24 protein-coding genes and 2 pseudogenes are annotated in these 23,964 nt (G+C 62.6%); 15 read left to right on the top strand and 11 right to left on the bottom strand.

Translation table 11 applies throughout. The features are described 5' to 3' along the window. A pseudogene (locus tag Y900_RS29735) lies at window positions 1-693 on the bottom strand (IS256 family transposase); the annotation flags it as partial. Between the two features lie 165 nt (window positions 694-858). On the opposite strand from Y900_RS29735, the gene Y900_RS29730 reads away from it, so the two are divergent. Both Y900_RS29730 and Y900_RS29725 read left to right on the top strand, forming a co-directional pair. Continuing rightward, window positions 859-1,209 carry a hypothetical protein gene (locus Y900_RS29730; protein WP_036349760.1) on the top strand — a complete coding sequence of 117 codons (351 nt, stop codon included), beginning with the start codon at window positions 859-861 and terminating at the stop codon, window positions 1,207-1,209. A gap of 21 nt (window positions 1,210-1,230) precedes the next feature. Then, the gene (locus Y900_RS29725) at window positions 1,231-1,578 is read left to right on the top strand and encodes a hypothetical protein (protein ID WP_036349692.1); all 348 of its coding nucleotides are present in this window, start codon (window positions 1,231-1,233) and stop codon (window positions 1,576-1,578) included. Between the two features lie 52 nt (window positions 1,579-1,630). Here Y900_RS29725 and Y900_RS29720 read toward each other — a convergent pair. Further along, window positions 1,631-2,541: pseudogene (locus Y900_RS29720) on the bottom strand (LysR family transcriptional regulator). A gap of 211 nt (window positions 2,542-2,752) precedes the next feature. On the opposite strand from Y900_RS29720, the gene Y900_RS29715 reads away from it, so the two are divergent. The 5 genes from Y900_RS29715 (at window position 2,753) to Y900_RS32625 (ending at window position 7,379) form a co-directional block, all read left to right on the top strand. After that, entirely contained in the window at window positions 2,753-3,355 is a 603-nt protein-coding gene (locus Y900_RS29715; RefSeq protein WP_081845476.1) for a DMT family transporter, read from the top strand. A gap of 48 nt (window positions 3,356-3,403) precedes the next feature. Continuing rightward, window positions 3,404-4,659 (top strand): IS3 family transposase gene (locus Y900_RS29705; RefSeq protein WP_237752818.1). Its coding sequence is split into 2 segments (ribosomal slippage): window positions 3,404-3,677 and window positions 3,677-4,659, totalling 1,257 coding nucleotides; the frame shifts between segments, so codons are not numbered across the junction. Window positions 4,660-4,695: 36 nt separating this feature from the next. Beyond that, window positions 4,696-5,091: a DMT family transporter gene (locus tag Y900_RS33890; RefSeq protein WP_081845481.1), complete on the top strand. Its 396-nt coding sequence runs from the start codon at window positions 4,696-4,698 to the stop codon at window positions 5,089-5,091. Between the two features lie 190 nt (window positions 5,092-5,281). After that, on the top strand, window positions 5,282-5,482 hold the full coding sequence (locus tag Y900_RS32630) for a hypothetical protein (RefSeq protein WP_157838304.1): 201 nt from the start codon (window positions 5,282-5,284) through the stop codon (window positions 5,480-5,482). An 859-nt stretch (window positions 5,483-6,341) separates the two neighbouring features. After that, on the top strand, window positions 6,342-7,379 hold the full coding sequence (locus tag Y900_RS32625; protein ID WP_051660620.1) for a PE-PPE domain-containing protein: 1,038 nt from the start codon (window positions 6,342-6,344) through the stop codon (window positions 7,377-7,379). A gap of 303 nt (window positions 7,380-7,682) precedes the next feature. On the opposite strand, the gene Y900_RS29690 is transcribed toward Y900_RS32625, so the two are convergent. The 4 genes from Y900_RS29690 to Y900_RS29675 form a co-directional block, all read right to left on the bottom strand. Then, on the bottom strand, window positions 7,683-8,141 hold the full coding sequence (locus tag Y900_RS29690; RefSeq protein ID WP_131536394.1) for a GNAT family N-acetyltransferase: 459 nt from the start codon (window positions 8,139-8,141) through the stop codon (window positions 7,683-7,685). A 103-nt stretch (window positions 8,142-8,244) separates the two neighbouring features. Further along, window positions 8,245-9,222, bottom strand: a complete 978-nt coding sequence (pip, locus tag Y900_RS29685; protein WP_109751306.1) for a prolyl aminopeptidase — start codon at window positions 9,220-9,222, stop codon at window positions 8,245-8,247. 75 nt (window positions 9,223-9,297) lie between these two features. Further along, window positions 9,298-9,906 (bottom strand): AAA family ATPase, encoded by a 609-nt coding sequence (locus tag Y900_RS29680; RefSeq protein ID WP_237752824.1) that lies wholly within the window; start codon window positions 9,904-9,906, stop codon window positions 9,298-9,300. Continuing rightward, a complete protein-coding gene (locus Y900_RS29675) occupies window positions 9,903-10,496 on the bottom strand; it encodes a class I SAM-dependent methyltransferase (protein WP_237752823.1) in 594 nt (197 codons plus the stop codon). Before Y900_RS29675 ends, Y900_RS29680 begins: the two co-directional genes overlap by 4 nt. A 403-nt stretch (window positions 10,497-10,899) precedes the next feature. Here Y900_RS29675 and Y900_RS29670 point away from each other — a divergent pair, with 403 nt between their 5' ends. Next, entirely contained in the window at window positions 10,900-12,417 is a 1,518-nt protein-coding gene (locus Y900_RS29670; RefSeq protein WP_237752822.1) for an ArnT family glycosyltransferase, read from the top strand. 42 nt (window positions 12,418-12,459) lie between these two features. Here Y900_RS29670 and Y900_RS29665 read toward each other — a convergent pair whose 3' ends face one another. Then, complete coding sequence (locus Y900_RS29665; protein ID WP_036349754.1) at window positions 12,460-13,086, bottom strand: TetR family transcriptional regulator; 627 nt, start codon at window positions 13,084-13,086, stop codon at window positions 12,460-12,462. A gap of 142 nt (window positions 13,087-13,228) precedes the next feature. On the opposite strand from Y900_RS29665, the gene Y900_RS29660 reads away from it, so the two are divergent. From Y900_RS29660 to Y900_RS29645, 3 genes are all read left to right on the top strand, one after another. Further along, window positions 13,229-13,819 carry a TetR/AcrR family transcriptional regulator gene (locus tag Y900_RS29660; protein ID WP_036349750.1) on the top strand — a complete coding sequence of 197 codons (591 nt, stop codon included), beginning with the start codon at window positions 13,229-13,231 and terminating at the stop codon, window positions 13,817-13,819. Window positions 13,820-13,827: 8 nt separating this feature from the next. Beyond that, window positions 13,828-14,703 (top strand): phytanoyl-CoA dioxygenase family protein, encoded by an 876-nt coding sequence (locus Y900_RS29655; RefSeq protein ID WP_036349747.1) that lies wholly within the window; start codon window positions 13,828-13,830, stop codon window positions 14,701-14,703. A 241-nt stretch (window positions 14,704-14,944) separates the two neighbouring features. After that, window positions 14,945-16,200 (top strand): IS3 family transposase gene (locus Y900_RS29645; RefSeq protein ID WP_237752818.1). Its coding sequence is split into 2 segments (ribosomal slippage): window positions 14,945-15,218 and window positions 15,218-16,200, totalling 1,257 coding nucleotides; the frame shifts between segments, so codons are not numbered across the junction. 71 nt (window positions 16,201-16,271) lie between these two features. Here Y900_RS29645 and Y900_RS29640 read toward each other — a convergent pair. The 3 genes from Y900_RS29640 to Y900_RS33370 form a co-directional block, all read right to left on the bottom strand. Continuing rightward, entirely contained in the window at window positions 16,272-16,646 is a 375-nt protein-coding gene (locus Y900_RS29640; protein WP_131536392.1) for a hypothetical protein, read from the bottom strand. Between the two features lie 180 nt (window positions 16,647-16,826). Then, window positions 16,827-17,081 carry a nitroreductase family protein gene (locus Y900_RS33375; protein WP_237752821.1) on the bottom strand — a complete coding sequence of 85 codons (255 nt, stop codon included), beginning with the start codon at window positions 17,079-17,081 and terminating at the stop codon, window positions 16,827-16,829. A gap of 19 nt (window positions 17,082-17,100) precedes the next feature. Next, entirely contained in the window at window positions 17,101-17,787 is a 687-nt protein-coding gene (locus Y900_RS33370; protein ID WP_237752820.1) for a hypothetical protein, read from the bottom strand. A 530-nt stretch (window positions 17,788-18,317) separates the two neighbouring features. Between Y900_RS33370 and Y900_RS32265 the strand changes: the two genes are divergently transcribed. After that, complete coding sequence (locus Y900_RS32265; protein WP_131536390.1) at window positions 18,318-19,622, top strand: hypothetical protein; 1,305 nt, start codon at window positions 18,318-18,320, stop codon at window positions 19,620-19,622. Between the two features lie 41 nt (window positions 19,623-19,663). On the opposite strand, the gene Y900_RS29625 is transcribed toward Y900_RS32265, so the two are convergent. Further along, complete coding sequence (locus tag Y900_RS29625) at window positions 19,664-20,029, bottom strand: hypothetical protein (RefSeq protein ID WP_036349734.1); 366 nt, start codon at window positions 20,027-20,029, stop codon at window positions 19,664-19,666. A 160-nt stretch (window positions 20,030-20,189) separates the two neighbouring features. On the opposite strand from Y900_RS29625, the gene Y900_RS32620 reads away from it, so the two are divergent. From Y900_RS32620 to Y900_RS29615, 3 genes are read left to right on the top strand one after another with little or no spacing between them, the layout of a single operon-like run. Further along, complete coding sequence (locus Y900_RS32620) at window positions 20,190-20,357, top strand: hypothetical protein (RefSeq protein WP_157838306.1); 168 nt, start codon at window positions 20,190-20,192, stop codon at window positions 20,355-20,357. Next, the gene (locus tag Y900_RS29620) at window positions 20,354-22,909 is read left to right on the top strand and encodes an AAA family ATPase (protein ID WP_036349731.1); all 2,556 of its coding nucleotides are present in this window, start codon (window positions 20,354-20,356) and stop codon (window positions 22,907-22,909) included. The genes Y900_RS32620 and Y900_RS29620 overlap by 4 nt, the downstream gene beginning before the upstream one ends. After that, complete coding sequence (locus Y900_RS29615) at window positions 22,906-23,937, top strand: site-specific integrase (protein WP_081845478.1); 1,032 nt, start codon at window positions 22,906-22,908, stop codon at window positions 23,935-23,937. Before Y900_RS29620 ends, Y900_RS29615 begins: the two co-directional genes overlap by 4 nt. Window positions 23,938-23,964: the final 27 nt, after the last annotated feature.

Below are 23,964 nucleotides of genomic sequence, written 5' to 3'. Positions count from 1 at the left end.
CGCTCATCCAGAACTTGGCGCCCTCCCCGCCGTGCCGGCCCACAAGCCGAGGATGTCGCGTTCCCGGCCAGGGTGACCCGATGGCAGCGTAGAACGGCCGGTTGGCGACTTGGCCGTCGCGGACCTTGACCACGATCGCGTCGATGAAGATCGCGGCGTAGGTTTCATCCAGCGGTCGCACCGACCAGTCGTTCATCTCCTCAAGCACCTTGTCGGTGATGCGGCTGATCGTCTCTTTGGATACCGACGCCCCGTAGATCTCGGCGAAGTGCGCCGAGATCTCACCGGTGGTCAAGCCCTTCGCGTACAGCGACAGCACGACCTCGTCCACCGCCGTTCAGCGACGTTGGCGTTTCTTGACGATCTGAGGCTCGAAGGTCGATGCCCGATCGCGCGGCACGTCAAGTTCGACCGGGCCGGTGGTGTCGGTCAGCACCGTCTTGGTGCGGGTGCCGTTGCGGATGTTGCCCGACCCCGTCTCGGGCGGGTCGTGTTTCTCATAGCCGAGGTGCTCGGTCATCTCTCATTGAGCGCGGTCTCGAGGACCGTCTTGGTCAACTGCTTGAGCAGCCGTCGGGCCCGGTCAGCGACAAGCCTGCTCCTGGGCCAATCGGACCAGTTCGACGCAGCCTTCTGGCCTTCGGACTGCTCAGCCGCCTTCTTCTTCGCCACATCGTCCAGTGTCGTCATCACGGCACCTTTCTCGCCGAGCATCACTCAGCGTGTCAGTGCCGGAAACACCGTTAGATCCACAGTCCCCCATGCTCGCGGCCCTCACCGGCGATCACCTCACTTGGTGGCTCACCAACGGACTCGCTGACTTCATGCCGGACCTACCTCTCGAAGGGAAAGTGAACGATGGTTGACCAGATACGTTCGAGAACACACCGCGAATGGTGGGGCCGGCTAACCGACGACCAGCGCGCCCGCGTCAGAAAGGCCGCCGAGGACAACGACACCAGCTCGGTAACGGCCAAGCTGCTGGCGATACCCGATGCCCCGTGGGACTCATCGGAACTGCATGGGAAACAGACCCGAATACTCGTGGAGCTGGCCAAAGGCATGCGCGCTTCATCGCAGATCAGCCATAACGCTGACTGCGCTGGCCTGGCAATGGCGCTCATCGCCGCTCTGGCCGTCGTCACCGCCGGCTCGGCCGCCATCTCCGCGCCGATCGCCGCGGAGATCATCCACCTGGTGATCCGGTAGCGGCAGATCCGCAGTCGGCCGGTGAAGACGCCGGAGTCGTTCCAGCTCGTCAGCGAGTTCGGCGGCCACCGCCACACCGGACGGCTAGCACGCTTCTACATGGTCCGGCCGCAGCATCCCGAGGGGCTTGATCCGCTGGACTACAGCTCCGACCCCGATGACCTGCCTGGTTATGCAGCATGGAAGCAGCAATGGGACCAGGAGAACGCCGCCGAGCGGTACGAGACCGATAAGCCCCTGTGGGATTTAGTATCTGGGCTACCCGAGATCGCCGACGTCTTCATCGGCACCACCAAGGATTCTGCCCAACAGCAACGAGCAGAACACATGACTACCAACACTTCAATCAGCAGAACGTCTCAGATTTAAAGAATTTGGACGGCTCAGATCCTGTCTCACCGGGGCTGGCATCAGGTGCCAGTTATTGCGGTCGGGTGTTGTGCTGGTTCGTTTCTTGGGCGAGTGACTTGAGGATGCTGATGACTGCGTTGACGGCGGGCCGAGCGGTCGCACCGGCACGGGTGACCGCTTCGATGCGGCGCGCGATGCGGATCCCACTGAGTGGTTTGCGGGTCAGTTCTCTGGCGGTGAGTACGTAGCGCGGTAGGAGCGCGACTCCGATGCCGGCTATGACGAGTTCTTCAACAACACGAAAGTCGTTGACTCTTTGAACGATACGCGGATGAACCCGGATACGGTGGCCAGTGAGCGCAGCACATCGTCGACCATGAGGCCGCCCTCGACACCGATCCATGGATCGTCGGCGAGTTCGGGCAGGGCTACCCGCTTGCGCTTGGCTAGACGATGGCCTGGCGGCAACAGAATCTCAAGAGGTTCTCGCAGAAGCAGGGTGGCTTCGATGCGGGGACCCCAGTGCGCGGCGTCACGTTCGTCGCGATGTACAACCACAACGTCAAAGTCGGCTAGCTGCATGGGTGCGTGTGCGGCAGGCTCATCGATATCACGTCCTAGAACCTCCACGCCGATAGCTGCAGCCCGGGTGATGAGTCCGGCCAACAGCATTGCGGCCCCGGAGGGGAACATCGCCACTCGCACGGTTCCACGGGGTGTATCGCGGTAGGCGTCCATGTCAGCGCGTGCGCGATCGAGCGCAGCGAGCACCTCGTCGGTCCGTGCGACGAGGACCCGGCCAGCATCGGTGAGGCGTAATCGGCGTCCAGTGGCTTCGAGGAGGGGAACGCCAACCTCGCGTTGCAGGATTTTGAGCTGCTGGGAGACCGCCGATGGAGTAAGGGACATCGCGGTCGCAGTGGCATGGACCGTTCCGCGCTCGGCCAATTCGCGCAGAAGTCGCAGACGCTCCACATCCATGTAGTGAATCTACTTGGATACTGAAGATAGTGTTGCTTGTCTAATGTGTTGGGCTCTGGAGATGATGGATGTCGCCGCGGCATGGGGCCGGCCCGGTAGTCGCCGAATCTGGCTCGCCGTCTGCATCTTTCATAGCTGGAAGCTGCACTATTGAGGGCCGGCGGCTTGTGAACCTTTCACAGAAAGACACCGCCATTTCTGCCGAGACCTCGTGTTGAGCATCCCCAACCGCGCCACCCCCAATGCGGCAATCAACTACACACCGCCGCCGTCCGCGTGCCCCTCCCGCAATGTCGATGTCGCATTGCTCGCGGTGGCCGTCGTCTGGGGGTCGAGCTACCTGGCGGCCAAAGAAGTTGTCACCGCCGACGGCGTGTTCTCCTTCCTCGTCATCCGATTCGCTCTGGCCGCACTAGGTTTGACCATCGTTTTAGCGCCGAAGCTGCGGCACATCAACCGCACTGAGATTGCGCTCGGCGTCGTTTTCGGGACGATCTTGAGCATCATCTTTACTCTCGAAACATTCGGGGTGACGATGACCTCGGCATCAAACGCTGGGCTGATCATCTCCTTAACCATCGTCATGACACCGCTGCTCGAACGGTGGATACGGCGTACATACCTGCCCCCCATGTTCTACGGGGCGGCGGTCATCGCCATCGTCGGCGTCGGGCTACTCACTCAAAACGGCGGATTCGCCGCGCCAAGCCTTGGGGATCTGCTAATTCTGCTTGCCGCCGCGGCACGCGCAGTGCACGTCACCGTGATCGCGCGATTGTCTGAAAAACGCACCCTCGACTCGGCGCGAGTCTGAACCGTTCCGAGTTTGATGCCGCTTCCTTCTTTGAGAAGGATGCAGATTATGTCGAAGCATTACCCGGTCGAGCAGCGTGAGCGTGCGGTGAAGATGGTCCTCGATCATCTCGGCGAGTATCGGTCGGTGTACGCCGCGGCTCAGGCGATCGGCCCGAAGGTCGGGGTCGGTCCGGAGACACTGCGCAAGTGGGTGCTGCAAGCTCAGGTCGACGCTGCGCAGAGTCCTGGGGTGACGACAGCCGAGCAGCAACGCATCAAGCAGTTGGAGCGTGAGAATCGAGATCTCAAGGAAGCAAACGAGATTCTGAAGGCGGCTTCGATTTTCTTCGCGAGGGAACTCGACCCTCGCCACCGTTGATCTGTTCGTTCATCGATCAGATGCGTGCACGAAAGTTCCGGGTCGAGTCGATCTGCCGCGTGCTCACTGAGCAGGGTGTGGCGGTCGCCGGACGCACGTATCGACATTGGAAGAAGGCCGCGCCGTCAGCGCGCACGATCACTGACGCCGAGCTGACTGATGCGTTGCGTGCCACTGTCGGGACGCCGGAGGGCTTGTACGGGCGTCGGAAGATGACGGCACATCTGCGCCGCCAGGGTCATCAGGTGGCGGCGTGCACCGTGGACCGGCTGATGAGTGATGAGGGCCTGTCCGGGGTGGTCAGGGGTCGCAAGCACCGCACCACGATCCCCGGCGGCAAGGACTCTCGTCGGGCACCGGATCTGCTGGACCGCGACTTCACCGCGGTGATGCCGAATCGAAAATGGGTCACCGACTTCACCTACTGCCGAACGTGGTCGGGGTTCGTCTACGTGGCGTTCGTGATCGACTGCTTCTCGCGGGCCATCGTGGGCTGGCATGCCGTCACCGTGAAGGACACCGCGATGGTGACAACAGCGTTGAAGATGGCGCTGTGGCGGCGTGATCACGCCGATCACCGAGTGACTGCTGGACTGATTCATCATAGCGACGCCGGGTCGCAATATACGTCGATCGCATTCGCGGAAACGCTTGTGCTGGAGGGGATCGCGGCGTCCATTGGCAGCGTCGGCGACGCCTATGACAATGCGTTGGCCGAGACCACGATCGGGTTGTTCAAGACCGAAGCCGTCGGCCGCGGCAGCCCCTTCCTGTCCGGCCCGCTGCGCATCATCGACGACGTCGAGTACGCCACGATGGAGTGGGTCGACTGGTTCAACAACCGCCGACTGCACAGCGTTCTGGACTACGTCCCGCCCGAGGAATACGAGAGCGCCTACTACGCTCAAACCCAGGGGTCCCAGCCGGCGACACCTCAACCATGAAGCCGGCATGAAACTCGGAACGGTTCAGTCACGCTCGTGCAGCTCTGCACTGGCCTAGTCGTGTTCACGGTCCTCTCACAGATCTCTGGACGAGGAGTCAGCGAAGTCGCCGCGCAGATGAGCACACAATCATGGATCCTGACGATTTATCTTGCGCTTGTCTGCACTGTTTTCGCCTTCTTCATCCAGATATGGGCAGTCCGGCGCACCTCGCCAGCCAGGGTAAGCCTGCTTTTGGGAACTGAACCGCTTTGGGCCGCGGCGATTGGAGTGCTCTTGGCTCACGACCCCCTTACCCCCATCGGCGTCACCGGAGCACTATTGATCCTCTTCGGCACAAACTGGGGACGACTCATCGACACCCACCGCACGGGAATACCCGCGCCCACAAGACCAAGTCTGAAGCCATCGAGCGACCTGTCTCGTTTCTAAAGAATGTGGACGGCTCAGTTTTTGTCTCGGCAAGGGGCCATCCTCACCATCGGTGAGCGCCTCGCGCAGCGCGCGCATGCTGGATGCGGAGGCCGCATCCGCGGGGCCAGTAACGGTCGGATTGATGCTGGACCTGCGGTGCTGATCACATTCTCTCGCTTGGGCGGCTAACTCGGTATAAGGTGCGCTAATGATCCGCTGGACCAGCATCGACACGCATTGTTCGGGGTGTCTGCGTCCGGCACCTGCCGATGAGGCTGACCCCGAAAACACCCAGTGGATAGTGAAATCGATCATCAAGGACAGCGATCTCCTCGATGGGCCGTATCTGGTGGTGTGCCCAGCCTGTCATCAGCAGGCGCTGCCCGATCTACGACACGTCGGATCGTGAGGTCGTGCGTGCCGCCGAGGGTTGTGGAAGGGCTGTTGTGTACACGGCATTGTTGATTACCCCAGCCGGGGACGTGCAGGAGATCACGGTATTTGCCCAGGGCGCCATCAACGCGATTCTGCGTGATCCGTGTGTGGATTGTTTGACCAGCAGCGATGGGGCGATTGATTTCTGGTTCCGCTCGGCGGTGCCGGGCCGGTATAGGCCGAATCGGCAGGCCACCGGCCTTCTGCTGTCGGTCACCACCTTCTCGGTGCGCACGGTGCCGTTGTTGTACGGCAGTGTCATCGTGTCTTCGAAAAGCAGCGAGGGCCGACTCCTGGGGCTGACCACCCAGGACCGTCGGCGGCTTCGTGACCCGGGACGGCTTGGGCGGATGTGGTTGCACCGGCGGTTCCACCACGCGCCCGCGACTGGACACCGCCCTCTCGCGATCAACACCACATCGAGCGCTAAACGCTACGGCGAAATTCGCGCGCGTCCAACCCTTTTCGCGCCAAGGCCAGGCCGAGCGACATCAAGTCTCGTATCCAGAGATTGTGGACGTCTCACGCCTTGTCTCGGACTCAGACGATTTCATGAGATCGACGGGTCTCCCCGGGGTCACGAACTTGTGGCCTCTGCCCTTACCTGTACGAAGGGGAAAAGAAAGTGTGGGCGTTGCCGCGCTTCGCAGGGCAGCTGCCCAGTCAAACCGCAAATCGTGCGGAGCAAGAGTAATGAAAGCCACACTAGCGCAGCATATCTGAGTTTCTCACTACCCGTGCTGATGGCCGTCACTGTCGGCTACTTTTTGTGCTGGGAGGTCGCCATGAGTGCTCGTCGATCACTTGTCCGCAGACCCATAACGATCCTGACAATGGTCATTGCCATCGCGATCGTTGACGGTGCGTCGGCTCAGGCCGACACTGTTTTCTACGTAGGCGGGACCACCGGAACACTGGGGCGTGTGGTGCCCGCCGGCACGTTCGGCGACACTGCTGATCTGCTCGGCGGAGCGCTCGGCAGCGATCCGGTCACGGTAATCAACTATCCCGCCTCGCTCTGGCCGGTGACGGGACCAGCGGATCCGACCTTGGGCGAATCGATCGCCAGCGGTGTTAACGCCCTCGAGACCGAGGTCTTGGCGAGCAAGGGGCCGCTGACCGTCGTGGGTACCTCACAGGGCGCGATGGTGGTCCAGCAAGCGGCCGCCCAACTCAACGACAACCCGGCTGTGCCGTCCGATACCACCTTCGTCCTGACCGCCGACCCTAACCTCGGTGCGCTATCTTCGCTGCAGGGCGTCAGCGTTCCCGGACTCGATTACACGCCGGAACCATTGCCGGACACACGATTTCACGTTGTCGTGGTGAAGAATCAGTACGACGGTTTCGCAGATCCGCCGACTGATCCGTCCAATAGGTTGGCCGTGCTCAACGCTGTGCTCGGCATCGCCTACGTGCACCCGTTCGCGCAGAACACCGACTTGCGGACGGTTCCCGCACGCGACATCACAACGACGCGAAATGCCCTCGGCGGGACGACGACCATCTATCGGGTTCCTACCCGTGAGCTCCCGCTCACCATGCCGCTACGGCAAGCTGGAATCCCCGCAGCCGAGGTAGATTTCCTCGATGCAGCGCTGCGCCCGATCGTGGATGCGGGCTATCAACCCACCACGGTTCCGTCGGAACACTCCACGACAGCAGGAACACGCCTCATGCGGACACCCGCGTTGGGCCTTCGCCGGCCGGAGGCGACCGCCCCGTCAATAACAGGCGCGCTGAGTACCCGACAGCCTGCGGCGACTGCGAAAGTACCCGCTGGCACCGATCACCTCCGAACTGCGCTGCGCCGCATTGCGACTCACGTGCCCGGACTCAGCCCACGATCCTCCCGCACGGTACGGCGCTGATCCCACGATCGATCCGTGATCGATCCGTGGGGCTCACAAAACGGCATTGAGGTGCACTAGTGATCGGGTTGACCAGCATCGACACACACTGCTCAGGGTGTCTGCGTCCAGCACCCGCCGATGATGTTGACCCCGAAACCAGCCGGTGGCTCGTGGTATCGATCACTAGGATAGAGTTTTCCCACTGGGGCCTACCTCGTGGTGTGCCCAGCTTGCCACCACCAGGAGGCGCTGCCCGATCTGCCCCACGTCGGATCTTAAGCTGCACCGCCGTCTGTCTCGGATCTAAAGATTCGAGATCAGTCAAATCTTGTCTCGATGTAGAGGCCTCTGAACTACTCGGTAGCTCACCGAACGGTCGCCCTGAACCGCGATCAGCTCACCGGCGTCCTCGAAGCCCAGCCGGCGGGTGAGCCTCAGGCTGCGCTCGTTCCAGGCCTGAACGGCCGCGCGCAATATGATGCCCGGGTGGCACCCGTCGAGGTACTGAAGGACGATCTCGCCAAATCGAGCCCCGTTGCCGCGTCCGACTAGCTGGGGGTTCATTCCCATTCCTACATCGAGGATTGCTGGGGCAGCTTTCATACCTGCAACCCGTGCCTCTATCCCGATGCAGCAGAAGCCAATGAGGTCGTCACCGCTTGCGACGGTGTAGTAGCTGGAGAGGTTGTCGAGGACGGGCTGAGGCGTAGAGAGGTCGTAGACGGACCAGTCGCCGCCGTACCGCCAGTTGGCGACGTCGACTGCCTCGTCGACGGTCATAGGGCGCACCCTGGCTTCGCGCCAAAGAACCTCCACGCCCATAACGCTACCGAGGACGAGTCCCCCGCCCAATGCTGTCTAGTTGCTAGAGAAACGAGGTCAATCAGATCTTGTATGCGTTGTCGTCGGCAGCGAGGTCCGCTAGGTGGTTAAGCGCATCAACGACGTGATCGGAGATCGTTCCTCCTGCGGAGTGGCTGGCGCCAGGCACGATGTGCAGTTGCGCCCTTGGCCATTTCTGGGCCAGCTTCCAGGCGTTGTCGGGTGGGGAGCTCAGGTCGAGACGGCCGTGGATCAGAACTGCCGGAAGATGATTGATCCGGTTGACACCGTTTAGAAGCTCTTCCTCGGCTCGCCACGCTGCGTGCCGCCAGTAGTGCGTGACTAAGCGGGCGAAGCACATTCGAAACTGCGGATCGTCATACCGCGGTAGGGGCTCGGGGCCGAGGTTGATGTGGCTTGCCTCCCAATCGCACCAGTCCCGCGCGGCCTTATCCCGCACGTGCGGATCGGAACTGGCCAGCAGGCGGGCGTATTGGTCCACCAGGGAACCGTTGCGCTGGTCGCGGGGCACACCATCACGGAACCGCGTCCATTCTGCCGGGAACAGTCGGCCCACGTCGTGGGTGATCCATGTGACATCGCTCGGGCTAGTAGTCGTGACCGCGGTGAGGACAAGTCCGGTGACGCGGTTCGGATGGGCCTGGGCGTAGGCCAAGGCCAAGGTAGTGCCCCAGGACCAGCCCACCAGCACCCACTGGTGCACACCGAGGTGGTTGCGCAACAGCTCCATGTCGGCGATGAGGTGATCGGTGGTATTGGTGCTGAGGTCCACCGCGGGGTCGCTGCCGTGCGGTGTACTGCGGCCGCAGCCACGCTGGTCGAACGCCACGATCCGGTAGCGGTGCGGGTCAAACGGCCGGCGCATCCCGGGCGCACTGCCAGACCCGGGGCCGCCGTGGATGGCCAGCGCAGGGATACCATTCGGATTTCCGCAGCACTCCCAATAGATCTCGTTGCCGTCTCCGACGTCGAGCATGCCCGACTCGTACGGCTCGATCGACGGGTACAACTCCCCCATTACCTCACCGTATCCACAACGGTTATTTCTTCGCACCGACGCACCGACGAGTGCTCCGCTTCTATAGGACGTCGTTCAGCGTCCCTTTGTGCCGCCTCGAGGACTCCGTGCGATATCGATCAATGCATCGACCACTTCAGCCAGCGAACGAGTCGTATCGATCTCATGGGTCGCTGCTTGACGCAGCAGCGGTTCGACGTGAGCAATGTCGCCGGCAATTCGCTCACGTTCAGCCTGTGCCTTGCCGAACGGATTGTTCGTGCGCCGGGCCAGGCGGTCAAACACGACATTCGTTGGCGCACTTAAAAGGACGATCGCGTCGAACCGGTCACAGAAACGTCCCTGGTTGACGACGGTGCCTTGAACAAACAGCGGCTTATCGCGACGCCGGTTGAGCAACTCGTCGATCAACGGTTCACGCCACATCGGTTCCCCATCGACGAGGTCAATCCAGCCGGCATCGTCGGTGTCGACAGTGGCGAACCCACGTCGCGACAGCTCGATCAGAGCCGTCGACTTCCCCACACCCGACATCCCCGTGATCAAGATCGCTGAGTGACCCACCATGACCGCAAATTCAACCGTCCGTTTCTGCCCACCACCAATGCGGACGGTCCGGGTCGTTCCGCGCAGCAGTGCGACGCTCGCCGGGTCGGTGGCGGAACCAACTTTGACTAGGTTCAAGGATTTGCGGCTTGCATCGCAGGTACTGCGTGGACGACGAAGAACAGAATGTTCGGTTGGGTTTGCATGGCTTCGAATTCGTCGGGAAACAACTCCCGGGCAGCGGGGTCCGGTTGCGGCTCGCTGATCAATGAGAGGCAGAATCCGGCGGCGGCGAAGGCGTCGGTCATCGCGTGTAGAGGCCTGCGCCAGAATGTCATCGGCGCAGCTTTGCCGTTAAAGGTCCAGTCGAACGAATAGCTGTTCGTGGCAAGGTAGTTGGGCAACGGATCCTGAATCATGTAGGCGATGATGGGGTGCTCGACCGATGCGATCAGCCGGCCGCCGGGCTTGAGCACTCGTCGCAACTCACCCAACGTTGGTCCCCAGTCCTGCAAGTAATGCAACACTAACGACGACACGACGTCGTCGAACGTTTCGTCAACGAACGGCAGCGGATCGCGTAGGTCCACCAGCTCTAGCGACGCATTCTCACCTAGTCGCTGCCTGGCCAACGACAGCATCGCGGCGCTGGAGTCAATACCGGTGACAGCTGCACCGCGTTCACGTAGTGCAGCTGTCAGGGGGGGGGCCCGCGCCACAACCGGCATCAAGAATGTGTCGGCCGGTCACCTCACCTGCGAGAGCCAACATTGCGGGACGTTCGTAGTACGCATTTACCAGGCTGTTTTCGTTCTCAGCGGCATAAGCCTCGGCGAAACTGTCGTAGTCATTCGACCGGGCATCCATCGGCACAGCCTCGCACCTTGTGGGCTCCACTGTCCGCATCGCGGCCACCGGCGAGAAACCCGATGTCACTAGCGAGCTCGGGCCGTACGGAGCGACCACATCCTGACGTCTCGACCCTCCTAATCTCATCGAGGTCGATCAGATCCTGTTTCTCACGCCGGAGCTTCGTGGCGAGGGGGGCCGGCCCCTAGCTTGGTGACGTTTAGTTCACTTCGACCCCCAGGGGGCGTGGATCGTTAGTGAAGCAACCGTTACAGTTATGTGGTGGCCGAGATCATGACCGCGCAGGACGAGAGCGTTGACGCCCGCCCGCCGATTGCAACGTGGGAAGTGGCGGCCGTAGCGGTGATGGCCGGGACGGTGGCGGTTTTGTCTGCTTGCCGCTACGGCTATTACTACGACGAGTTGTACTTCATCGCTGCCGGCAAGCGGCTGGCGTGGAGCTATGTTGATCAAGGCCCGTTGGTGCCGCTGCTGGCACGCGGGATGGATTGGCTGGTTCCGGGATCGTTTGCAGCCCTGCGGATTCCCGCGATCATCGCCGCGGTGGTGATCGTGGTGTTCGGTGCGGTCATTGCGCGTGAGCTGGGTGGCGGGCGGGTCGCGCAGGTGCTAGCCGCGGCGGCGTGCGCGACGTCGGTGTGTGCGCTGGGGCAAAACCAGAGATTGACGACCAACGGTATCGATACCGCGTTATGGGTGCTGTTGGCGTGGCTGATCGTGTGCTGGGTGCGGACTCGCCGCGATGCGCTGCTGCTCGGGGCCGGAGTGGTGAGCGTCGCGGCGTTGGAAGTGAAGTGGCTTGTCCCGGTGTTTTGGGTCGTGATTCTCGTTGCCGCCGGATGCCTCGGACCACGGGCACTGCTGCGCCGGCCAGCTCTGTGGTGCAGTACCGCACTCGTGGTGGTCGGTGCGATCCCGATGCTGGTGTGGCAGGCCAAACATGGTTGGCCGCAAGTCGGTATGGGCGCTGTCGTGCGGGGGCAGACCACGGGTTTGGCCGGCGGCGTGCTCACCTTCCTGCCCCGGGTGGCTGAAATGTGCGGCCCACTTGGCGTGGTCTTGCTGGTGTACGGCGTGTGGCGACTGTGGCGATCGCCGCGGCTGCGGCCGTACCGATTTGTCGGCTTGGCATTTGTGCTGATGGTGATCATCTTCGCGGCTACTGGGGGGCGCACCGAGTACGGCGCCGGCTTGTACGTGGCGGTGATGGTCGCGGGGGCCGTGGAATTGGGCGCGGCGGTGCGTAGCCGCCGAGCGGTTGTCGCCGTCGCGGCCGCGGTTGCGGTGTCGATCGCAACGTTCGTGGTGTGGCAGACCCCGTGGCGATCGGCTTCGCAGCTGACACCTGCCGCGGATTTCGCCGCCGGTGTCAATGCGCAAGCCTACGGCGAGTTTGGCTGGCGTCAACTGACGGCAGCGGTGGCCATCGTGTACCAGCGGTTGGCGCCCGAACAGCGTCGCACCGCGGTCATCGTGACAGAACGCTACATCCAAGCCAGCGCGCTCGACTATGACCGGAATGCGGCGGCACTTCCCGCGATTTACAGCCCCAAGCGCGGATTCGGCTACTTCGGCACCCCACCGGACACCGCCGAGACCGTCATCTGGGTCGGTAGTACCGCACCCGACTTGCAGAAGTGGTTCACCTCCGTGGTGCCAGCGTCGACGTTGGACGTTCGGCTCGGCATGCCGCTGGTCACACGTGACATCACCATCTGGACATGTACCCATCCGCGGCAGCCGTGGTCGTCGCTATGGCCGAAAATGATGAACCTCTAGCGCGGGCGCGGACCGTCGACGCCAGACGCGAAGCGAGGCGAGTCAGTGACCAGCTGGCAGTTCCTCGCGGAGGGCGGGCTGATCGGCGGGTGTCCATGGCGCTAGCAGGAATTCGTCAACGAACCGGGCGAAACTGCCGTCGACGTAACTAGGGTCATCTGCGGTGAAGTACTCGATGATGAAGCCCTGAAAGGCTGCCAGCGCGATCCGTGACCGGGTTTCCGCGACGTAGGCCGGAAAGCCCAACGCTTCCAATCGGGCTTGAGAGTTGCGCGTCAGCAACGACAACGTGCTCCAGGTGTAGGCCCGGTAGGCACTGTCACGCCCACAGGCGGCACCAAAGACTTGCAAGACGATGCGTAAGGTGTCGCTGCGATCGCCCCGCGTGCAGGCATGCCAGTCCTCGAAGCACCAATTCCGATGCGCCACAAGCGAAACCGGAAGCTCTACCTCGTCAGTCTCCGGAATCGCAGCACGCTGCTGACGATTCAGCACCTCAAGAATCAGTTGCTCCTTGCTGCCGAAGTAATACACCAGCATGCGAGCACTGGTGCCCAGCTCGGCGGCCAGCGACCGCAGCGAAGTATCAATCACCCCCGTGCGCGCCAGGACAACACTTGCAGCGGCAACAAGGTCCTGGCGCTTCGCATGATCAACCGGGCGGGGCACGCCTTAGTGTAACAATGCTTCATTAACACATGGCTACGCGAGGCCTGTCTCGTTTCTAAAAGATTCGAGATCAGTCAGATCTTGTCTCGGCACAGCACGGTGGCGCTTGTAAATGAGTTGAACTCAACTTAGGGTTCGTGGTGTGACATCGGTTGTGACGGCGCGGGGTGCGCAGGCCCGGGAGCGGCTCATTGAGGCGGCAACGGCGGAGTTGGCCGAGACCGGGTCTTTTGAAGTGGCGGCGGTTGCCCGCAGAGCCGGAGTGAGCGCAGGGCTGCCCTACCGGTATTTCGGCACCCGGACCGGGCTGTTAGTTGCCGTGGTCGATGCGTTCTATCAGCGGTTTTGTGAAGCGATCGCGCTGCGCGCCTATGACGAGCCGACGTGGGCGCAGCGGGAGCGCCAGCGCATCACCGATTGGGTCGAGTTCCTGTATCGCGAGCCGGCGGCCGCGGTGGTGCTGGCGGGCCTGGGTGAGGGTGAACTAGCGACCGCGCGCGGTCGTTGGCTTCAGGAGATGAGCAAGATCGGCGCGCGCAACATGGCCCAGGCCCAACGGGATGGAGAGATTCCGACAGACCGCGACCCCGAGTATCTGGCTGCAGCCACGATCGGGGGAACCAACGCCGTGGTGGCGGTGTGCCTGACTCGCGACCCCCGTCCACCGGCTGACGTTGTCGTTGAACAACTGTGGGCATTCGTATCCGGAGCCGTTGGGCTGACATCGCGATGAAGGAAAATATGTTGCCTCACAACACATCACGTTCGCCAGGCAGCGTCGAGAAGGTCGAAGACATGTACGGCGACGTCGCTGGAACCTATCGGTCAACCGCCGCCGCGTACGACGTCGATGCGCAGGTAGTCGAGTCGGATCTCGCCACCTTGGAGCGTGACGGCTATCTCGTCGTTGAGGGCTGTCTCTCGCCCAAGTTGTGTGACGACATCGCCGCCGCGACGTCGTCGCTTTTGGGTCCGGTAGGCCGAAATGTCTTCGAGGGCCACTACACCCAGCGTGCATACAGTCTGCTGGCCAAGACCCGCGTGTGTGACGACCTGGTGGAGCATCCCCGTGTGTTGGCGCTGCTCGACGCCCTGTTGATGCCCAACTACCTGCTCTCGCAACTTCAAGCCATCCAAATCGGACCTGGCGAGAGCTCCCAGTTCCTCCACTACGACGACGGCATGTATCCCCTCCCCCGCCCCAGGGCTGCGTTGAGCGCAGCGACCATCTGGGCGATCACCGACTTCACCGCAGACAATGGTGCGACCGTGGTCATCCCCGGTAGCCACAAGTGGGATGACGCCCGCAAACCCGCCGATACTGATGAGCACGTCAGTGTGGTGATGCCGGCCGGATCGGTCGTCTTCTTCTTGGGCACCCTGTGGCACGGCGGCGGAGCGAACCACACCACCGCGCAGCGCCGCCTTGCCGTCACCGCTCAGTACTGCCAACCGTGGCTGCGTCCTCAGGAGGCATTCACACTGTCAACGCCGCCAGCCACTGTTCGCGTAGTCTCGGAAAATATCCGTCGCATGATCGGCTACAGCATCCACCCACCCTTCATGGGCATGGTCAACGGAATGCACCCCAAGCGAATCCTCGAAGCCGCTCGTTGACGGCCAGGCGATCTCGAATCTAGAGAAATGAGACACCCCTCCAGGCGCCACTTCCCCGCCGCGTAGGCCCTGGTCGAGCTGTCTCATTTCCTATCTCACACCGCATGTCTCACATCCGCCCTCTCATCATCGGATGAGACAGCCGTTCCATGAAACGCGTTGGTGATTAGCACCCTGGATGGGGGCTGCTTGAACCGTTCCGAGTTTGATGCCGCTTCCTTCTTTGAGAAGGATGCAGATTATGTCGAAGCATTACCCGGTCGAGCAGCGTGAGCGTGCGGTGAAGATGGTCCTCGATCATCTCGGCGAGTATCGGTCGGTGTACGCCGCGGCTCAGGCGATCGGCCCGAAGGTCGGGGTCGGTCCGGAGACACTGCGCAAGTGGGTGCTGCAAGCTCAGGTCGACGCTGCGCAGAGTCCTGGGGTGACGACAGCCGAGCAGCAACGCATCAAGCAGTTGGAGCGTGAGAATCGAGATCTCAAGGAAGCAAACGAGATTCTGAAGGCGGCTTCGATTTTCTTCGCGAGGGAACTCGACCCTCGCCACCGTTGATCTGTTCGTTCATCGATCAGATGCGTGCACGAAAGTTCCGGGTCGAGTCGATCTGCCGCGTGCTCACTGAGCAGGGTGTGGCGGTCGCCGGACGCACGTATCGACATTGGAAGAAGGCCGCGCCGTCAGCGCGCACGATCACTGACGCCGAGCTGACTGATGCGTTGCGTGCCACTGTCGGGACGCCGGAGGGCTTGTACGGGCGTCGGAAGATGACGGCACATCTGCGCCGCCAGGGTCATCAGGTGGCGGCGTGCACCGTGGACCGGCTGATGAGTGATGAGGGCCTGTCCGGGGTGGTCAGGGGTCGCAAGCACCGCACCACGATCCCCGGCGGCAAGGACTCTCGTCGGGCACCGGATCTGCTGGACCGCGACTTCACCGCGGTGATGCCGAATCGAAAATGGGTCACCGACTTCACCTACTGCCGAACGTGGTCGGGGTTCGTCTACGTGGCGTTCGTGATCGACTGCTTCTCGCGGGCCATCGTGGGCTGGCATGCCGTCACCGTGAAGGACACCGCGATGGTGACAACAGCGTTGAAGATGGCGCTGTGGCGGCGTGATCACGCCGATCACCGAGTGACTGCTGGACTGATTCATCATAGCGACGCCGGGTCGCAATATACGTCGATCGCATTCGCGGAAACGCTTGTGCTGGAGGGGATCGCGGCGTCCATTGGCAGCGTCGGCGACGCCTATGACAATGCGTTGGCCGAGACCACGATCGGGTTGTTCAAGACCGAAGCCGTCGGCCGCGGCAGCCCCTTCCTGTCCGGCCCGCTGCGCATCATCGACGACGTCGAGTACGCCACGATGGAGTGGGTCGACTGGTTCAACAACCGCCGACTGCACAGCGTTCTGGACTACGTCCCGCCCGAGGAATACGAGAGCGCCTACTACGCTCAAACCCAGGGGTCCCAGCCGGCGACACCTCAACCATGAAGCCGGCATGAAACTCGGAACGGTTCAGCTTGCAGACCTCGGACGACCCCAGGTTGGTAAACCTGTCAATCTCAGAACCACATGATTGCGCGAAATAGCTTGGTAATCCATGGTGATCCGTGCGGGTCCGTGAAGATGACCCAGAGATTCCAACCCCCATATACGAGAAACAGTAAGCCCCACGAGCCGTACCAGAGGACGTCGGAGCCGTCGCCCGCCTCACCGGCGGTGAGAGTGGTTATCACTCCGATCGCCAAGGCCAACCCGATCGCGAACCAAATCAGAAACCATAAAAGCTCAAACGCTGCCGCGGCGTTGCTGCCATTGCAGCGCTCAACGATCAGGTGCCACCGGTGCCCTAGAAGACCCAGAGCTGCAATGATGGCGGACCCGATCAATCCCGCCACCACATTGACCGACACGTCGCGGCTAAACGAGGATGCCACCGACAGATCGTAGGCGTACGAACGAAGATCGTGCCCTTGTGACCATGGTCCGGCGGCGATCCTCCCCTGGGAGGTGAACCCGCGTAATCAGTTTGGAAGACTAAGAACGTAGATGGCCAAGCGCCGCTGAGGTGGTCGACAGCTGCGACGACCCTCGTGGACACCCGTATCGTCGGCAGGTCAAGGAACACGGTTGTGGCGTCGAGCGACTTGCGGGGGACGTCGAGGTTGTTGGCGGGAAAGTCCTCGACGGCGTAGCCAATGGAGGATCTCGTACTGGGGCGGGATGTGGAGGGCTTGGCGCACGACGTCGGGAAATCCCGCGATGATCATCTGGACGCAGGTGCCCAGCCCTCGGGCGGTCAGTCCAAGGATGAACGTCTGCAGGTACATGCCGACACCAAGACTGTCGACGTGGTGAAGGTCGCGGGGCATGCACACGGCCTCAGGGAGATTACGGAGGAGGGCCTTCCGGGGAAGCCACGGCAACGGATCCAGCGGCTTCCTTCGCCGCGTCGCCATCAGAGTGTGCGCGTTGCACATTGGGTGTCTCTGGAGAGGAAGAGACCCACGGCAAACCAGGATCATCTGCCGTGTCGTGATCGACCCTGTCGTCACCAGTTGTGTCGTGATCAGCCGTGTCGTGGTCGGTCGTCGTAACAACGGTGGCAGTGCCTCGTATTGCTGCCTGTGTAGCGAGGTAATCGGCGTGAAGTTGTTGGAGCAGTTGAGCTTGGGTGTCATGCATCTCGTCGAGGATAAGTTCGAATCCGCGGCGAATCAGCTGGGAGTCGGAGGCGTCGTAAGCCCGCCGGATTGCGTTTAACCGCAACGCCTTTGCTTCCTTGATCTTGGCTTGGAAGGTTTCGCTTCCTGCGGGCACTTGGGGTCCGAGCCGAGCCGCAGTGTCGAGCGGTGTTGGCTCTGCCGTCCCCCCGAGTGCTTGGGCGGTTCGGTTGGCATCCGCCAGGACCTTTTGCTGTAGCGCAGCGAGCTGTCGATCGGCCTCGTCGATGACCAGGTCGAGCGCGTACTTGACGAGTTCTGACTCCGACATTTTCTTAGGTTTGGCCTGGGCGTAGGCGCGTAAACGCGTGGCGGCGTAGGCATCCACGCGTGCTTGAAAGAGTCTGTCGGGCATGGTTTCTCGTTGGCCTTGTTGTGAGAAGCGGATGGAGGTCTTCTACTTAAGTCCGACACACCCAGCCGTCGGGGCTACCCGGATTTATTGGCACTGGTCGGCCGAGGTTCGGCAGCATGCTGCAGTACGCGGCGGGGTTGATGCCGAGGTTGGAGATCGCTCCGGCGCCAGATCGGGATGTCTGTTGGCATCGCCAGGAGTAGGCGTCACCGGGAGCGACAACGTAGGCGGACCCGTCGTTGAACGGGGTGTTTCGACCGGGGTACTGAGCCTGGCACAGCGCATCCATCTGAGGTTGGTGGATGCCGGTGTCGTCAGCGTGAGCGACGGCGAGAGGGGCGGCGCCCAGCAGTGCTGCAACGCTGAGGGTCGCTATCCCTATGTAGCGCCCGCCTGTGATCACCATGGAGGTGCTCCCGTCCACTGTTCAACTTCCGTATGCACAGAACAGCGTATTACCTGCATACATTTCTCGCCTAATTTTGCAGGTGAGCCAATCGAAATTGTCAGCGACTCGTACGATTTGCCCTGTGGATGACGGGGGTGGCAGCGCCGCGCTGACTGACGGGCCGGTTGCCCTTCGCCGAGATGCAGGATCGTTGGCCGCAGCAGCGGCGAAAATTCTTCAACAACACGCGTTGGTGGTGTCCGGCGAGTTTGACTCCCGCATCAATCGCGGCCTCCTCCTCGATGCGATGTGTGACGCTCAAGATGAGGCAATAGAGCACAGTCAGCGCCGCACGAAGTCGTGGTCAGAGTTCTACTTGGCGGCATGTGCGGCGTACCAACTTGTTTATAAGCATCGCGAAATATTTAAAGATGACGTTCCCACCTTTGTGCCTCCTCGGGTCGGAATAGCAGTGGCTTATCACCAGGACACGATCACGATTCAGGATTGTGCCCTAGAGCTGGCAGAGAAGATTCTCGGCAAAACACGGGACGTCAATCTGGTGCCGGTGGGATTCAACTCTGCTTTTGCCGGTAAAGGGGTACAGAAGTTCCTCCGGCTGTTAGACCGGGTACCTGATCAGACTGAATCGACAATCAGCTCCACCGCGCCTAAATTAGCCAAGGAATTACGCAAGCTGGCTCGCAAGAAGACCCTGCGCGACAAAGCTGGAGAAACCGCGCGCCGCGGCGTTCGTCTGCGTCCCCTGGCCAGTGTGGGATCGGCGATTGTCGTCGGCGGTGTGATTGTCGGCGGCATTACTACTTATGTGTTGTGGCCACAACGCTCCGATGCAGCGCCAGCTCCGGGGACCAATGAGGCAATCACTACCGCCCCCGTGTTGCCGAACGTGACCGAGCAAGTCTCTGTGTACGTCGTGAACGACGAGCAGCATCAAATCGCCATCGATCCGTGGTCATCGCCACCGACGACCCCTGTGGTCGTGAAGCTGGGAGACGACGACCATAACCAGCTGCACATAGAGGTCAAATTGCGGCTGCAAGATGCAAGCGGGCTAAATTCCGGTGTCGACCTGGGTGCGCAATGGGCACCGGGAACCGTTCCGGTGGCGGGCCAGACCCACATATCGAACGCCGTGAATAAGACGCCGCAGTCTGCCCCGCATGACCTTGTCGATCCCGTCATTCCGCTCCCGCTCTCCCTCGATAAAGATAAAGATCGAACGCCGACGGTGGTCACCATGATGATGTCGACGAACCCCAACGACAATCGGGATAACGCCGGCAAGATCACTTCGGGCACCTTTCACTGTGGATACAACCCGGCTCCGGTCAGCCTTTTCGTGTCGCCGTCCGGTAACCCCGATCCCGATAAGAAGCTCGTCACCGTCATCCCGGTCTATGTGTTGAAGACCTGCACAAGCTAGAACGACCCCGGGAAATCCCGGGGTCGTTCTAGCTTGACCGGTCAGACGCAGTACCAGCGGTCCCAGGCGAGGGTGAGGCCGGTGCTGGTGTCGGCCTGGGCGTGATGGCCGCGACCGTACTTGTGATCACACCATCCTTGAACGTCGATCGGTCCGAGGTCTTCGAAGGTGAGGCCGAACGGAACCGAAAGCACATAGTTAATGCACGTCAGCGAATAGGCGTCGTACGGGTTGAGCATGTTCTGACCATTGGTGACGTGCGCATCCGGCTTATCTGGATGCTCGTACTTGCACGTCGCGTTCAGGTCCACCTTGGTACCCGCGTGAGCACTGGCCGGCGGCGAGGCCACGAGGGCGCTGGCGACGGCCAGTGGAGCGAGGACAACGGCGGTGAGGAAGTGCTTCACTGGAGGAACCTTTCGGTGGTAGGTAAGTATGACTGTACGCAGGTATAACAACTGTGTGCAAGTATGACATTTGTTTTGTATACACCTAGAATCTCGCACATTGCTATTACCTGGGATAATGCACGGAATCCCGTGTAATAGGCGGTAGGCTGCCAACCTGATGAGTGACCTGCTGCCCAACCTCGACGCCCTGCTGGCCCAGCTGACCGGCACCACCGCCGGCCCCCGCGACGCTCGCGCCCTGGCCGAGGCCGTCGCGCAGGCCCGCACCGACGACGAGCTCGACGACGCGCTCGATGCAGTCATCGCGACCTGGCGGAAATCATGACCACGGCCACCGGCCCGCGTCTGGTATCGCTCGAGGTCCGCGGCTTCCGGGCCTTCGGCACCGAGGCCCGTACCCTGCAACTCGACGCGCCCCTGGTGGTCGTGCACGCCGGCAACAGTCAAGGCAAGACGAGCTTTGCCGAGGCCATCGAATTCCTCATCAGCGGTCTCAGCAGCCGCCGCGACATGCTCGGCGGGTCGAAAGCCGAGTATCACGACAGCCTGCGCAACGCTCATCTCCCGGCCGCCGACACCAATGTCTACGTCGCCGCGGTGATCCGCGACGCTGCCGGCATCACGCATGAGGTCCGCCGCGAACTGCTCTGCGACTTCGGACAAGGCACCGAATGCGACAGCCGCCTGCTCATCGACGGTGTCGAAGCCGACAACCTCGATCAAGTCGGCTTTCCCTTGGCCGACCCGCCGGTGCGCGCACCGGTGCTCTTACAGCACACCCTGCGCCACGTGCTATCCACCGAACCCAAGCAACGCGTCGGCTACTTCAAGGCACTGCTCTCGCTCACCGACCTCGACCGGTTCCGCGAGCGCGTGCGCGCCGCGCGCGGCCGTGTCGAGGCCGAACAACCAGGCAGTGCACTACGGCAGTTAGGAACCCTCGCCGGAACTCCAGCCGCTTCGACGAGCGATTCGTTCACCATCCTGGTCAAGAAGCCCATCACCGCAGAGGCGGCCGCCACCGCCGTCGAGCGCGCCCTGCTGGACGCCGGCAACGCCGTCCTAGACCGCCGCGGTGATCCCGACGGACCCGCCCGCATCGTCGATCTCGACGAACTCCGCGCTGCCCTCGCCGCGGCATTAGAAGACCAACGGGAACAAGCGTTCCCACTCTCGGCGTTCACCGTCGAGCCGCCACCCGGTCAAGCGCCAACACCACCGGATCTCGACCCCTACCGCGCTGCTTTGGCTGGTGTCGACGAGCATGTCGCTCAGCACACCCCGGTATTCGAAGCGGTCCTGGCCGTCGACGAGTACGCCACCCTGGACCACCCCGTCGACTGCCCAGTCTGCGGAACCGGCGACGCCTTAACACCCGATCGTCTCGCGGTGTTGCGTGAGCATCTCCGCCGGACCCAATCGCTCACCGACACAGCACGATCGAGCATCGATGCCCTCGCCGACGCCCGCCGCGACCTCGACCAGCTGGTAGCGGCCGCGACACGCTCGGCACCGGCTGCTGCCCGCTGGTCGGCCGAACAACTGACCCGTGCCACCGACGGTCTGCGTGACCTGGGCCTGGACCCTGCCCTTGCCGCCGACGCCCACGCCCGGACGGGCGAGCTCACCGACGCCGTCACCACCGTCACCACCGCCGCCACGACGGTGCGCGGCGCCGTCGAGCATGCCGGCGATGCCATCGCCGGACGCCACCCCGTCAACGGCGACCTCACTGAGGGTTGTGCAAGCCTTGCCGCCGCCCTGGCGCACCTCACGACGGTCAGCACCCGTTACGCCGAGACCGCCATGGCGCTGCGCGCGGCGGTCGACGCGGTCACCCGCGACCGCACCGCCCTCAGCGGTCTCCGAGAGGTCGCCGACCTGCTAAACCGTCGTGCCGAACTGGTCGCCGACGTCGTGACCGAGGCCACCCGACAACAGACCATCCGGCGCCTCAACACCGCCGAAAAGGCCTTGAACACAGCGGCCGGCGCTGTCCTGGATACGCGTTTCACCCAGATGAGCGACACCATCACCAAGTGGTGGACCACCATCCGCCCCGACGAACTCGTCGGCTTCGGCGGCATCAAACGCCGAGCCGGCGGAACTCTGTTCGTCAACCTCGTCGCCGACCTGCGCATCGACCTGCTCAGCACGCCGGTGACGCGGGAAGCCCTCGGCGTCTACAGCGACTCGCAACTCAATGCCCTGGGCCTGTCGATCTTCCTGGCCCGCACCGAACTCCTGGGGTCACGTGTGGTGGTTCTGGACGACCCCATCCCCGGCAGCGACTCCGATCATCGGCTCACTTTCGTCCAGGACACCTTGGCCGAACTACTCAACGCCGGTGTCCAGGTCATCGTCAGCACCTTCGACGGCAAGCTCGCAGAATGGGCCTACTCCAGCCACGGCAGCAGCAGCAACGGGCTGTCCTACCGACTCGATCTGATCGACGTGATCGCCGGTCCGGAGTCCACCCAGACCGCCGATGCCTTCGGCCAGCTCATGCTCGAAGCGCAAGAAAGCCTCAACTCCCCCACCGCGAAGGGCCGCCGCTCGGCCTGCAACACCCTGCGGTCGGCCGCCGAACGTCTGGCCAAGCAGATCATCGCCACCAACCTCACGCAGAACGGCACGCCTACCTCCGTCGCCGACGTCAAGTCCAAGAATCTCGGTGACCTCCTTCCCCGAGTGCTGCCCCTGGTCGTCGGCGGCAACGCTGAACAAGGACAATGGAAGCTGTTCCCCAAGGTGCTCAACCCCGGCAGTCATGACGACGACGTCCCCTCATCCGGGGAACTCAAGCAAACCGCCAAGAACCTCCGCAAAATCGCCAAGGCCCACCAAAACCATTGGCCGGGTGGACTTTTGCAATGATGGACGTCGCCGGCCCGGTCAATCGTCCGCACCGGGACACAGACCCGTCCGTCATCGTCGCGGACGACTCCCTGACCGCCACCGAAGCCCGCTACGTCACCGCAGCCCGCGCCGCCAACACCATGCGCGGCTACCGCTCCGACTGGGCGGAATTCACCACCTGGTGCACCACCACCAACACCGCGTCGCTGCCCGCCGAGGCCGCCGCGATCACCGGCTACCTCACCACTCTCGCCGAGCGCGGCGCCAAAGTCGGCACCATGAGCCGGCGTCTGTCGGCCATCAAATTCGCCCACACCGTGCACGACCTGCCCGACCCCACCACCAACGCCCGCGTCCTTGCGGTCTGGGAAGGCATCCGCCGTACCCACACCACTCCACCCGAGCAAGCGACCCCCCTCATGCCCCCGCTACTGTTCGACGTCCTCGATGCCTGCCCCGTCACCCGCACCTGGACTGCCCCCGGTCGACCCGCCGAACCTGATCTCGCCGGCCTACGAGACCGCGCCCTGCTCCTCGTCGGATTCGTCACCGCTCTGCGCCGCAGCGAACTCGCCGCGCTCGATGTCGCTCACCTAAGCGACCATCCCAACGGCCTGGTCCTGTCCATCGCTCGCTCCAAAACCAACCAGACCGGAGAACACGCCGAACTCGTCGTCGCCCCGCACGGCACCCACCCCGCCCGATCCCCGGTGGCCGCGCTACAGGCCTGGATGGCGGCCGCCGACATCACCGACGGACCCGTGTTCCGCCCCGTTTCGAAAGGCAACCGACCCCTGCCCCGACGGCTGCACCCCGAATCCATCAACACCCTGGTCCAAAATGCCATCGCCCGGGCCGGCATCGACCCCCGCCCCTACAGCGCCCACAGCCTGCGCGCCGGTTTCGTCACCCACGCCCACCTGCGCGGAGCCTCCGATCGCGCCATCGCCCACCAAACCCGCCATCGATCCCTGGCCACCATCGGCACCTACGTGCGAATCCACCAGGCCTGGGACGACAACGCCGCCACCCAACTCGGATTGTGAATGCTCCTCCCGTGCCGGGTTCCGGCA

Source organism: Mycolicibacterium aromaticivorans JS19b1 = JCM 16368 (genome assembly GCF_000559085.1).
Classification (GTDB): Bacteria; Actinomycetota; Actinomycetes; order Mycobacteriales; family Mycobacteriaceae; genus Mycobacterium; species Mycobacterium aromaticivorans.
The sequence above is the reverse complement of the archived record's forward strand: the minus strand, read 5'-3'. Positions and strand labels throughout refer to the sequence as shown.

What these genes read in the sequence shown, in the direction of transcription:
- Y900_RS29655 (WP_036349747.1), top strand. Translation starts at nt 13,828, where the DNA reads ATGTTGCCTCACAACACATCACGTTCGCCAGGCAGCGTCGAGAAGGTC.
- Y900_RS29690 (WP_131536394.1), bottom strand. Translation starts at nt 8,141, where the DNA reads ATGACCGTCGACGAGGCAGTCGACGTCGCCAACTGGCGGTACGGCGGC.
- Y900_RS32620 (WP_157838306.1), top strand. Translation starts at nt 20,190, where the DNA reads ATGAGTGACCTGCTGCCCAACCTCGACGCCCTGCTGGCCCAGCTGACC.
- Y900_RS29675 (WP_237752823.1), bottom strand. Translation starts at nt 10,496, where the DNA reads ATGCCGGTTGTGGCGCGGGCCCCCCCCCTGACAGCTGCACTACGTGAA.
- Y900_RS33375 (WP_237752821.1), bottom strand. Translation starts at nt 17,081, where the DNA reads ATGCCCCGCGACCTTCACCACGTCGACAGTCTTGGTGTCGGCATGTAC.
- Y900_RS32630 (WP_157838304.1), top strand. Translation starts at nt 5,282, where the DNA reads ATGATCCGCTGGACCAGCATCGACACGCATTGTTCGGGGTGTCTGCGT.
- Y900_RS29620 (WP_036349731.1), top strand. Translation starts at nt 20,354, where the DNA reads ATGACCACGGCCACCGGCCCGCGTCTGGTATCGCTCGAGGTCCGCGGC.
- pip (WP_109751306.1), bottom strand. Translation starts at nt 9,222, where the DNA reads ATGGGGGAGTTGTACCCGTCGATCGAGCCGTACGAGTCGGGCATGCTC.
- Y900_RS29615 (WP_081845478.1), top strand. Translation starts at nt 22,906, where the DNA reads ATGATGGACGTCGCCGGCCCGGTCAATCGTCCGCACCGGGACACAGAC.
- Y900_RS32625 (WP_051660620.1), top strand. Translation starts at nt 6,342, where the DNA reads ATGGTCATTGCCATCGCGATCGTTGACGGTGCGTCGGCTCAGGCCGAC.
- Y900_RS29730 (WP_036349760.1), top strand. Translation starts at nt 859, where the DNA reads ATGGTTGACCAGATACGTTCGAGAACACACCGCGAATGGTGGGGCCGG.
- Y900_RS33370 (WP_237752820.1), bottom strand. Translation starts at nt 17,787, where the DNA reads ATGCCCGACAGACTCTTTCAAGCACGCGTGGATGCCTACGCCGCCACG.